At 63.3% G+C, this 10,694-nt stretch carries 10 protein-coding genes; 4 read left to right on the top strand and 6 right to left on the bottom strand.

Features of this window, described 5'->3' with window-relative positions; genetic code table 11:
- Both LQ952_RS04895 and LQ952_RS04890 read left to right on the top strand, forming a co-directional pair.
- Positions 1–636 (top strand): outer membrane protein assembly factor BamD (locus tag LQ952_RS04895; protein WP_238621540.1); only part of this gene is annotated, 636 nt, incomplete at its 5' end.
- Positions 637–692: 56 nt separating this feature from the next.
- The gene (locus LQ952_RS04890) at positions 693–1,178 is read left to right on the top strand and encodes a hypothetical protein (protein ID WP_238621539.1); all 486 of its coding nucleotides are present in this window, start codon (positions 693–695) and stop codon (positions 1,176–1,178) included.
- Between the two features lie 5 nt (positions 1,179–1,183).
- Here LQ952_RS04890 and fnr read toward each other — a convergent pair whose 3' ends face one another.
- The 5 genes from fnr to LQ952_RS04865 form a co-directional block, all read right to left on the bottom strand.
- Positions 1,184–1,951 carry a fumarate/nitrate reduction transcriptional regulator Fnr gene (fnr, locus tag LQ952_RS04885; protein WP_238621538.1) on the bottom strand — a complete coding sequence of 256 codons (768 nt, stop codon included), beginning with the start codon at positions 1,949–1,951 and terminating at the stop codon, positions 1,184–1,186.
- Positions 1,952–2,235: 284 nt separating this feature from the next.
- Positions 2,236–3,219 (bottom strand): alpha-L-glutamate ligase-like protein, encoded by a 984-nt coding sequence (locus tag LQ952_RS04880; protein WP_238621537.1) that lies wholly within the window; start codon positions 3,217–3,219, stop codon positions 2,236–2,238.
- Positions 3,216–4,745 (bottom strand): inactive transglutaminase family protein, encoded by a 1,530-nt coding sequence (locus LQ952_RS04875; protein ID WP_238621544.1) that lies wholly within the window; start codon positions 4,743–4,745, stop codon positions 3,216–3,218. The genes LQ952_RS04880 and LQ952_RS04875 overlap by 4 nt, the downstream gene beginning before the upstream one ends.
- A 21-nt stretch (positions 4,746–4,766) precedes the next feature.
- Positions 4,767–5,378, bottom strand: a complete 612-nt coding sequence (locus tag LQ952_RS04870) for an ATP-dependent zinc protease family protein (protein ID WP_238621536.1) — start codon at positions 5,376–5,378, stop codon at positions 4,767–4,769.
- A gap of 34 nt (positions 5,379–5,412) precedes the next feature.
- Positions 5,413–6,375 carry a LysR family transcriptional regulator gene (locus LQ952_RS04865; protein WP_238621535.1) on the bottom strand — a complete coding sequence of 321 codons (963 nt, stop codon included), beginning with the start codon at positions 6,373–6,375 and terminating at the stop codon, positions 5,413–5,415.
- Positions 6,376–6,509: 134 nt separating this feature from the next.
- On the opposite strand from LQ952_RS04865, the gene ppsA reads away from it, so the two are divergent.
- Positions 6,510–8,891: a phosphoenolpyruvate synthase gene (gene ppsA, locus LQ952_RS04860; protein ID WP_238621534.1), complete on the top strand. Its 2,382-nt coding sequence runs from the start codon at positions 6,510–6,512 to the stop codon at positions 8,889–8,891.
- Between the two features lie 141 nt (positions 8,892–9,032).
- The gene (ppsR, locus tag LQ952_RS04855) at positions 9,033–9,848 is read left to right on the top strand and encodes a posphoenolpyruvate synthetase regulatory kinase/phosphorylase PpsR (protein WP_238621533.1); all 816 of its coding nucleotides are present in this window, start codon (positions 9,033–9,035) and stop codon (positions 9,846–9,848) included.
- A gap of 27 nt (positions 9,849–9,875) precedes the next feature.
- Here the strand turns inward: ppsR and cysQ are convergent, their stop codons facing one another.
- Positions 9,876–10,691, bottom strand: coding sequence for a 3'(2'),5'-bisphosphate nucleotidase CysQ (cysQ, locus tag LQ952_RS04850; protein WP_238621532.1), 816 nt, complete (start codon positions 10,689–10,691; stop codon positions 9,876–9,878).
- Between the last annotated feature and the right edge of the window lie 3 nt (positions 10,692–10,694).

Below are 10,694 nucleotides of genomic sequence, written 5' to 3'. Positions count from 1 at the left end.
GCATTGACCCGGGCATTGGCGGACCGGGATTGCCCAGCGGCACGGGATGCGGTGGAGGGACTGGCCCGCCATGGTCAGGCCGGTGGGGTGACCGCCCAGGCCCGCCTGGAAACGGCATTCCTGTGCCTGGTGTCCGATGCGCCGGTTCCGGCCTTCGAGCAAAGTCATCGCTTCATTCAGGACTTTCCGTCCCACCCTGATCTGGACTACGGTTTTTACCTGCGAGCCATGGCGCGGTACGGTAGCTGGAAGGCGCTGCACGCGGAGGGTGCGCCGGCGCCGGATGCTCGGCAGGATACCGCGCTGGCGCGGGAGGCCTTCATCCTGTTCCGGGAACTGGTACAGCGTTTTCCCGATTCCCGTTACCGGGATGAAGTCGCCGGTTATCTGATGGATCTGCGTGAAGGCATGGCGGCGGCCGAGGTCCGGCAGGCCCGGCTGCAGCTGGCCCAGGGGAACGCCCGTCAGGCTCTGGCGCGGGCCGAGTATGTACATGAGCATTTTGCTACCACGCAGGCCCTGGCCGATGCCCTGTCCCTGATGGTGGAAGCCCATCGGATACTGGGTCACGACGATGCGGCAGACCGTGCCCGACGCCGGCTGGAGATCCGCTTTCCCGATCGGGCGATCCCTTAGCGGTGGCTCCGTTTCCCGGCAGATCGATTCTTCCTGTTCAACTCGAAGAGATGCCCATGACAACGTCTTCTCGCTTTCTGCCTCACGCCGAACGCCTGGTTTGGCTCGGTTTCATGCTGTTCCTGCTCATCACCACCATGATCTATATCTATCGGGGTTTTGGTCTGGAGCGGGATGTGTCGGCCGCCAACCAGGAGGTGCTGGCGCTGCAGATGCGGCTGGCCTCCCTGACTGCCGAGCAGGTGCTGGAACCTGCCCGCCTGGGGCTGACTCAGGGGCAGATCCGGCATCTGCAGCGGCTGGGGTTGAATGACCCCCGGGTACGGCTGGTGGAAGATCTGGCCGGTCAGCCCGAGTTGATCCGTCATGCGGCCGTCCACGGGGGGCGCATGCACTTCGTCCCGGATGAGACCCATGTACTCAGTGATCGCTGGGTGCTGGCCGTCTTTGAAGACGGCCACATTCGGGGGCGCATGCTGCTGGAGTACGAAGTGGCCTTCGGCAACATCACCTGGCAGGTGCTGGCTTCCAGCCTGGACTGAGGGAGTCAGTGCCCCGCGGCCTGCTCCGCTTGGCGGGCGTCGTGGCCGTTGACGCCTGCGATCTCCCGCAGGCCTTCCGCATCAAGGATGGTGATGAACTTGCGCTGCACCTGGATCAGCCCCTGTTCCTGGAAGCGGCTGAGCATGCGGCTGACGGTTTCCACCGCCAGGCCCAGGTAGTTGCCGATCTCGCAGCGGGACATGGTGAGGTTGAACTCGTGGCGGGAGAACCCCCGCATGCCGAAGCGCCGGGACAGGTTCAGCAGGAAGGCTGCCAGACGGGCATCGGAGGTACGGTGCCCCAGCAGGGTCACCAGATGCTCGTCGGTCTGGATTTCCCGGCTCATGATGCGCAACAGTTGATGCTGCAGGCCGGGGGTGCGTCCGGCCAGTTCTTCCAGCCGGTCGAAGGGGATTTCGCAGACGCTGGCCGTCTCCAGGGCCAGGGCGGTGCAGGGGTGAACCCCGTCGTTGATGGCATCCAGGCCCAGCAGTTCCCCGGGTAGATGGAAGCCGGTGACCTGCTCCTCGCCGTCGTTGGTCAGGACAAAGGTCTTGACCGAGCCGGTGCGCACGGCATAGAGACAGTTCAGTGGATCCCCGGCTTGATAGATCGTGTCTCGGCGCTGCACGGGACGCTTGCGACTGATGATCCCCTCCAGCATGGAGAGGTCCTCCACGGAGACACCCAGAGGTAGGCACAGGTCGCGCAGGCTGCAGGCCTTGCACGCCTGCTTGAGTTCCTTGATGTTCATCACGTTGGTCGAGGACATGGATTCACCTTCGGACGGCCGCGGGATCTACAGGGATGGCCCCTGCAGTATGGGAACACGGCCCTAACATACTTGAGCGTCGCTGTCAGGTACAAGCCTTCCTGACGCCGCCGCCGCGCCCGCCGGACCAGACCTTGCCCTGTAAGGTCTGCAAGGGTACGCAGGCCGCGGGGTGGCACATGATAGCCTGCCGAGCGGCTCCGGTCTTGCTTCGGAGGGTGAATTTTAAGATCAAATTCGGGAGTCGGGGCCGTTTTGGCCCCGTAATTTCGGGGCGGGGAGATTCAGGGTGTGCGGCGGCGGGCGGCTTCGGCGCTGAAGTGGGTCTGGGCGAAGGCGGCTCTTTCCGCCGCCGGGGCGGTGGGTGTGTTGGCGCCCCCGGTTCCGGCATCGATCATGGCAATGCGATGGCCCAGACCGATGCTGTTGGCCAGCTGCACCGCCAGCCCGGGCCGGGCGTTGAGTTCCAGCATCAGCGGGCCGCGATCCCGATCCAGGACCAAGTCCACGCCCAGATAGCCCAGCCCGGTCAGTTCGTAGCACCCGGCAGCCAGTGCCAGCAGCCGGTCCCAGCCGGGGATCTCCAGCCCGCTGATGGGGGCGCCGGTGTCCGGATGCAGATCAATGATCTGGTTATGCCAGACCCCGTGTTCGGTGCGCCCGCTACCCATGTCGATACCGGCGCCCACGGCGCCCTGATGCAGGTTGGCCTTGCCGTCCGAGTCCCGCGTGGGCAGGCGCACCATGGCCATCACCGGGTAGCCCTTGTACACCACGGTGCGGATGTCGGGCACGCCCTGAAAGCTCACTTCCTCGAACATCGGGTGAAAGTGTACCCGATACTCGATCATGGCCTTGTCAGGCTGTCCCCCCAGGCTGTGCATGCCGCTGAGGATGTTCGAGACATGATGGGCCATGCTGGCCTGATCCACGATCTGGCCGCTGGCCTTGCGGAAATGCCCGCGCATGCGGCCGACAATCACCATGATGCCGTTGCCGCCGGAGCCGTGGGCCGGTTTGATGACGAAATCATCATGCTTGCCGACGATTCTGGCCAGGTTGCGGATGTCGTGGTTGGTCTCGATCACCCCGTAGAGTTCGGGCACCGCGATACCCGCATCCAGTGCCAGCTTTTTGGTGATGAGCTTGTCATCCACCAGGGGGTAGTTGCGACGGGGGTTGAGCTCGGCAATGAACCAGGCGTTGCGCTGGTTCATGCCGACGACGCCCCGCCGTCGCAATTCCTTCGGGCTGATGAACCACTTCATGGGTTCCCCCGGCCGGACAGGGCCCGAAAGCGCAGCAGCTCGGAAAGCCGGTAACCGGTGTAGCGGCCCAGCAGCAGGGTCACGGCCAGCACGATCAGCAGCAGTTCCGGGAACACGAAGAACATGTGATCGATGTAGGGGTTGATCATCAGCAGGTAGCCGGCCACCGCCACTGCCAGGCTGCCGATACCCTGGCGGATGGCGTCCGAGGGGCCGTGCTCTTCCCAGACCAGAGACATGCGTTCGATGGTCATGGCGAGGATCACCATGGGGAACAGAGCGATGGACAGGCCATGCTCGATGCCCAGTTTATGGCTGAGGATGCTGAGGGTGAGCATGAGCATGATGACCACGATCACCACCGCCGCCAGCCGTGGTACCAGGAGCAGCTTGAGCCGCTCCAGGTAGAAGCGGATGGCCAGGCCCAGGGAGACGATGAGGGTGAACAGGATCACGCCCCCCAACAGCTGGGTCTCCCGGAAGGAGAGGGCGATGAGGATGGGCATGAAGGTGCCGAACGTCTGAACGCCGACGATGTTGCGTAGCAGGACGATGAGCATGGCGCCGACGGGGACCAGCAGCAGTACCCGGTACATGTTCTGGGTCTGAATGGGCAGGCCGAACAGGGAAAAGTCCACCGCCCGGGAGTCCATCAGCTGGGCCCGCTGCTGGGCGACGTCGACGGCATCCTGGAAGTTCTGCGTCACCGCAAAACTGATATGGGGGTTGCGGGCCCGCTGCAGGCGTACCGGGTCCTGATCCCCATACCACCAGACCAGGAAGTTGGAGGGATAGCCCACGGCTCCGGTATTGGGGTTGATGGCTATCCACTGTCGGGTGTTGTGAACCTCCAGCCAGACCTGGGGCTGGAGGTCGCGGGCGCGGTCGCTGAGGGGGATGCCGTGCACCATGCGGGCGGGAATGCGGGCGCCGGCCAGCAGTTGAATGGCGGTTCGGACCTTGTCCCGATCCGTATCGGTGCGGGAGACGAACAGGGTCATGTTTTCATCCGGGGTGTTGTTCATGTCCCGGATCAGCACCGTGGCAAAGCTGGTGATGTCGGCGGAACGCTCTCGCACCCGTTGGACCACGGCATCGGCAGCGGAGCGATAGGGCTCTTCGAGATTGGGCAGGCTGACCGGGCCGGGGTAGGGTGCCTCGGTACGGCGTTCCCGTTCCAGTTGGGATACCGTGGTGCGGTAGTAAAGGCTTTGGCGACCGCTGGGCTGGCGGGTGGTCCAGATGGCTTCCCGGTTCTCGCCGGAGAGATCCGTGGTGAGGCCGTAGCCCCGGGAGATGAAATTCTCGTCCAGCAGGGCGAAACGCCCGGGGTCGTTGGGGATGAAGACCCGCGCCGTCACGGCGCCGCCGGTGGGTTCGAAGCTCACGCGCGCTTCCACGATCCAGTTGTCGGTGGTCTGTGCCGGCAGCAGGGGGAAACCGAGGTTGTAGACCTTGTGGAAAAACATGCCCAGGCTGGCACTGCAGAGTACCAGTATCACCAGGGGGAGGTGGAAACGCTTCAACATGGGTGGTCCTTGTTGTGATCAGCGGTCTTCAGGGTCTTCTTCGTCCTGCTCGATGTCCAGGTCCGTGGTGTCCGTATCCGGTGGCGCATCTTCCGGCGGAAGACCCTGTGGGGTACAGGCCGGTGTCTGAGTGCGGGTCCTTGACGAGTCCACCAGGATCACCTCCTTCATGTGGTTGCGTCCCACCAGGGCCTGATAGGTAAGTTGGGTGCGATCAATCAGGCTCATTTCCGCTTCACGGTAGACCTCGCCCATGCACAGGCCGATGCGGACCACGGGGCGGCGTTGATGGTTGCCGTCGTGGCGGATGATGCGCACATAGCGGGCGATTTCACGTTCGATGCGTACGGTGTTTTGTTCGTCTTCCGGATCTATGATATCGAAGGCGATCCATTCCCGGCCGTCCCGCTCAAAGATCTTCTTGTTGAGGGCGTTGAGCGAGGACGTGGTGGCGCCCGTGTCCATCTTGGCCTTGAGCTGGATGCCTTCGGGGAGGATCTCCACGCGTTCCACCCAGCCCATGATCCGCTGTTGCTCCGGGGGCGCCTGTTCTGCGTCACCCAGAACCTGTATCGGAAACAGGAGCAGACACAGGGCAGCGACAAGCGTGGGGAGCCGAGGGTGATGCATGGGTATCTCCAGGAATCGGTAATAGTTCACAATTTTAAACGTCCTCTTCCCGTCGGGACGGTGATGAGGACCCCATTTTCGGACCGGCATGGGCGGCTTCCATCATGGTAATGAAACGTTTGGCCTGGGGTGAAAGATGCCGGCCTATGCGCTGCACGATCCCGTAGCTGCGGGCGGGGAAGAAACGATCCAGCGGCATGGCCGCCAGCTGTTCCTTGCCCGTGAGGCAGACATCGGTGACGATGGAAATGCCCAGTCCCAGTTCCACGTACTTCTTGATCACTTCCCAGCCGCCGGCCTCCAGGGAGACGTGGTAGTCCACATTATGCTGCCGGAACACCAGGTCCACGATGCGCCAGGTGGATAGATGGCGAGGGGGCAGGATGAGGCCATAGGGGCTGATATCCTCCAGCTCGATCCTGTCACCCAGTGCGGCCAGAGGATGGTTCTTCGGGGTGATGAGCTTGGGGTGGTAAGTCACGATGGGTTGATAGGTGATGTCCTCCGGGACCTCCAGCATGGAGCCCACGGCGAAGTCCACCTCATCCCGGTGCAGCATGGCCAGACCGTCGCGACCCGTCACATTATGCAGCTTGATGCGGATGTGCGGATAGACCTCCGCGAAGCGGCGCAGGGGTTCGGGCAGCACGTACAGGATGGTGGATTCCCCCGCCGCCACGTTCAGTTCCCCTGATTCCAGTCGGCCAAAGCTGGCGGCAAAGGTCTCTTGCAGCTTGTCGATACCTTCCACCAGGGGATCTGCGAGTTTGTAGAGGGTTTCTCCTTCCGGTGTGAGCTTGATCTGGGGACCTCGACGTTCGAAGAAGATGGTCTCGAACTCCCGCTCCAGGGCCTGAATCTGCAGGGAAACGGCGGGCTGGCTCAGAAACAGGGACTCCGCCGCCATGGAGATACTGCCCAGTCGGGCAGCCCGGCAGAAGGCTCGAAGCTGTTTGAGGCGATTCTGCTTGTAATAGAGATTCGGGACGGACCCCATGAATCTTCCCCGGTCGATTGTTTAGTATTAAAGGATAAAAGTCTTTTTTTGGGGCCAATAGCTTTGCTGAATACTCGTCTTGAGGCTATGGTCCCGGCTACAATTACCGTTTCACGTATGCACAGGGCAGGAGTATGGATAAGTACGTTATCTGGTTTCAGGACCTGGGAATGAACGATGTCCCCCGCGTGGGTGGCAAGAATGCCTCACTGGGCGAGATGATTCATGGCCTGTCCGAAGCCGGGGTTCGCGTCCCGGGTGGTTTCGCCACCACTGCCGCCGCCTTCCGCGAGTTTCTCCAGCACGAAGGCCTGGCGGACCGCATCAACGGCCTGTTGGGTGATCTGGACGTGGACAACATCAGCGCCTTGCGTGAAGCCGGTGCCCGGATCCGCCGCTGGGTGGTGGAAACCCCGTTCCCGCCGGCCCTGAACGAAGCCATCACCGAAGCCTGGAACAAGATGGTGGCCGAGACCGAGGGCGAGTTCACCGTGGCCGTGCGTTCCTCCGCCACCGCGGAAGACCTGCCCGATGCCTCCTTTGCGGGCCAGCAGGAAACCTTCCTCAACGTCAGTGGCCTGGACGGCGTCTTGAAGGCCATCCATGAGGTCTTTGCCTCCCTGTACAACGATCGCGCCATCTCCTATCGGGTACACCAGGGCTTTGACCACGCTGAAGTGGCCTTGTCGGCCGGTATCCAGCGCATGGTCCGTTCCGATATCGGCGCCAGCGGCGTGATGTTTACCCTGGATACTGAATCCGGTTTCCGTGATGTGGTCTTCGTCACCGCTTCCTGGGGGCTGGGCGAGACCGTGGTGCAGGGCTCCGTCAACCCCGATGAATTCCATCTCTACAAGCCGGCCCTGGACGGTGCTCGTCCCGCCGTGCTGCGCCGTCATCTGGGCAGTAAAGCCATCAAGATGGTCTTTGGCGAGAACGGCCAGTCCACCCGGACCGTACCGGTCGGCGAGGATGATCGCCTGCGCTTCTGCATCACCGACGAGCAGCTCGAAGAGCTGGGTCGTCAGGCCATGATCATCGAGAAGCACTACGGCCGTCCCATGGATATCGAATGGGCCCTGGACGGCGTGGATGGTCAGCTCTACATCGTGCAGGCACGTCCCGAGACTGTGGAGAGCCGGGCTGATGGCCAGGTGATCGAGCGCTATCGCATCCGTTCCCCCCGCACCGAAGTGCTGGTTCGTGGCCGTGCCATCGGCCAGAAGATCGGTGCGGGCAAGGTGCGCGTGGTCATGCACCTGGACGAGATGGATCGGGTACAGCCCGGCGACGTGCTGGTGACCGACATGACCGATCCGGACTGGGAGCCGGTGATGAAGCGCGCTGCCGCCATCGTCACCGACCGCGGTGGTCGCACCTGTCATGCGGCCATCATCGCCCGTGAGCTGGGCATCCCGGCGGTGGTGGGCTGTGGTGATGGTTCGGCCCGCCTGAAGGAAGGCGATGCCGTGACCGTGTGCTGTGCCGAAGGCGACGAAGGCCGTATCTACAAGGGCGAGCTGGAGTTCGAGGTGCTGCGTACCCGCACCGACTCCATGCCCGAGGTACCGGTGAAGGTGATGATGAACGTGGGTAATCCCGGTCGCGCCTTCCACTTCCGCAACATCCCCAATGCCGGGGTGGGTCTGGCCCGCCTGGAGTTCATCATCAACAGCATGATCGGCGTGCACCCCAAGGCGCTGCTCAACTTCGACACCCTGCCGCCGGACTTGAAGGACGAAGTGGCTCGGCGCTTTGCCGGCTACCCGGATCCGGTCAGCTTCTACGTGGACAAGCTGGCGGAGGGCATCGCCACCCTGGCGGCCGCCTTCCATCCCGAGCCGGTGATCGTGCGCCTGTCCGATTTCAAGTCCAACGAGTACGCCAACCTGCTGGCCGGTGAGCGCTACGAGCCGGACGAGGAGAACCCCATGATCGGCTACCGGGGCACCTCCCGTTACCTGTCCGAGGATTTCCGCGACTGCTTCGAGCTGGAGTGCCGCGCCGTGCGGCGGGTGCGCGACGAGATGGGCCTGACCAACGTGGTCGTCATGGTGCCGTTCGTGCGGACCCTGGGTGAGGCCGAGGGCGTGATCAACCTGCTGGCAGAGATGGGCCTGAAGCGGGGTGAGAATGGCCTGAAGATCTACATGATGTGCGAGATCCCCTCCAATGCGGTGATGGCCGACGAGTTCCTGCAGTTCTTCGACGGCTTTTCCATCGGTTCCAACGATCTGACCCAGCTGACCCTGGGTCTGGACCGGGATTCCGGTCTGGTGGCGGCCACCTTCGACGAGCGGGATCCGGCGGTGAAGAAGCTGCTGGCCCTGGCCATCCAGGCGGCCCGCAAGGCCGGCAAGTATGTGGGCATCTGCGGTCAGGGACCGTCCGACTACCCGGATCTGGCTGAGTGGTTGATGGCGCAGGGGATCGAGTCCATCTCCCTGAACCCGGACACCGTGGTGGAGACCTGGCTGCGTCTGGCCGGGGATGCCAAAGGTCGTCAGGACGCCTAGGGGCGTCCCTGCGGGAATCCGCCCCCGGGCAACCGGGGGCTGCTGGTCATTCCGGCGTCTCCCTTGGGCCACATTGCCGGAGGGAAACGCCGGTTTTTGTCCGTGTGGACATGATCCCGTCAAGAGGTCCCGTTTCGTTCCATGACCCGTTCCGTCTTCTACGTCTCCGATGGGACCGGCATTACCGCCGAGACCCTGGGACACACCCTGCTGACCCAGTTCGAGCAGGTTCATTTCAATACCATCAGCCTGCCTTTCATCAACTCGAAGGAGAAGATGGACGGGGCGGTGCAGCGCATCAACCGGGCCGCCCAGAGCGATGGTGAGCTGCCGCTGGTGTTCTCGACCCTGGTGGATGCCCGGCGCCGGGAAGAACTGGCCCACTGCCGGGGTCTGATCTTCGATTTCTTTGATGCCTTCACGCCGCGGCTGGAACAGGTGCTGGGGGTGGCTGCTCAGCATGTGGCGGGCCGCTCCCATGGCATGGGCAACATGCGCACCTATGCCGAGCGCATGGATGCCCTGCATTTCGCCATCCAGAACGACGATGGCGCGACAACCCGGGACTATCCCAACGCCGATGTGGTGGTGATGGGTGTCTCCCGTACCGGCAAGACCCCGACCTGCATGTATCTGGCGCTCAATTACGGCATCCGGGCGGCCAATTATCCCCTGGCGGACGATGATTTCGACCGGGGCACGCTACCGGCCTCCTTGGAGCCCTATCGCAAGAAGCTGTTCGGGCTGACTGTGGATGCGGAGCGGCTGCATCAGATCCGCACCGAGCGTCGTCCCAACAGCCAGTATGCCAGTGTGGAACAGTGCAACCGGGAACTGAAGGCGGTGGAGCGGATGCTCAAGCGGGAGGGGATTCCCTGCATGAACATCACCCAGATGTCCGTGGAGGAGATCGCCGCCCAGCTGATGCAGCAGGCGGCGCTGATGCGGCGCATCTGAGGCGCGGCTCCCACAGGAGCCTCCCGTTCATGCCGGTAGATACCCCTCCCAGCCCCGGGCCGGGTCGGCGATGACCAGGAATTCCGGATTCAGTATCCCGTCATGGGTGTTGTAGCGCAGCGGACTCAGACTGAGGTCCGTGACCACCCCGCCGGCCTCGCAGACCACGCACTGGGCCGCGGCGGTATCCCACTCGCTGGTGGGGCCCAGCCTTGGATAGAGATCGGCCTTGCCTTCCGCCACCAGGCAGAACTTGAGCGAACTGCCCATGCTGATGAGTTCATGCTCGCCCACCCGTTCCAGAAACTGCTGCATGCGCTCGGTGCCATGGGAGCGGCTGCCGGCGATGACCGGTTGCGTACGCCGATCCCGGTTCACCTGGATCCGCTCTCCCGCCGCGGCGGCCGGCTCATGGCGATGGGCACCCAGACCGCGGGCGGCGCTGTAGAGGCGGTCAAGGGCCGGGGCGGCCACCACGCCCAAGACCGGCTCATGGTCATGGATCAGGGCGATGTTCACCGTGAATTCGCCGTTGCGCTTGATGAACTCCCGGGTGCCATCCAGCGGATCCACCAGCCAGTAGGTCTGCCAGCGGCTGCGCTCACTGAAGGGGATCTGGTCCGACTCCTCCGACAGGATGGGCAGGCTGGGGCTCAGATCCCGCAGACCGGCGACGATGTGTCGATGGGCGGCCATGTCCGCTGCGGTCAGGGGGCTGCGGTCGGACTTGTGCTCCACCTGAAAGCCTTCCCCGTAGATCTCCATGATGCGGTCCCCCGCTTCACGGGCGATACGGCAGGCATTGTTGAGCAGGTACTCCAGATTCAGGTCGTCCAGGGACATGGC

Source organism: Ectothiorhodospira lacustris (assembly GCF_022227785.1).
Classification (GTDB): Bacteria; Pseudomonadota; Gammaproteobacteria; order Ectothiorhodospirales; family Ectothiorhodospiraceae; genus Ectothiorhodospira; species Ectothiorhodospira lacustris.
This window is presented reverse-complemented; position numbering and strand designations above follow the sequence as displayed.

Excerpts from the sequence above, each read along its gene's own strand:
- LQ952_RS04890 (WP_238621539.1), top strand. The coding sequence starts at position 693 with ATGACAACGTCTTCTCGCTTTCTGCCTCACGCCGAACGCCTGGTTTGG.
- fnr (WP_238621538.1), bottom strand. The coding sequence starts at position 1,951 with ATGTCCTCGACCAACGTGATGAACATCAAGGAACTCAAGCAGGCGTGC.
- LQ952_RS04880 (WP_238621537.1), bottom strand. The coding sequence starts at position 3,219 with ATGAAGTGGTTCATCAGCCCGAAGGAATTGCGACGGCGGGGCGTCGTC.
- LQ952_RS04870 (WP_238621536.1), bottom strand. The coding sequence starts at position 5,378 with ATGCATCACCCTCGGCTCCCCACGCTTGTCGCTGCCCTGTGTCTGCTC.
- LQ952_RS04865 (WP_238621535.1), bottom strand. The coding sequence starts at position 6,375 with ATGGGGTCCGTCCCGAATCTCTATTACAAGCAGAATCGCCTCAAACAG.
- ppsA (WP_238621534.1), top strand. The coding sequence starts at position 6,510 with ATGGATAAGTACGTTATCTGGTTTCAGGACCTGGGAATGAACGATGTC.
- ppsR (WP_238621533.1), top strand. The coding sequence starts at position 9,033 with ATGACCCGTTCCGTCTTCTACGTCTCCGATGGGACCGGCATTACCGCC.
- cysQ (WP_238621532.1), bottom strand. The coding sequence starts at position 10,691 with ATGTCCCTGGACGACCTGAATCTGGAGTACCTGCTCAACAATGCCTGC.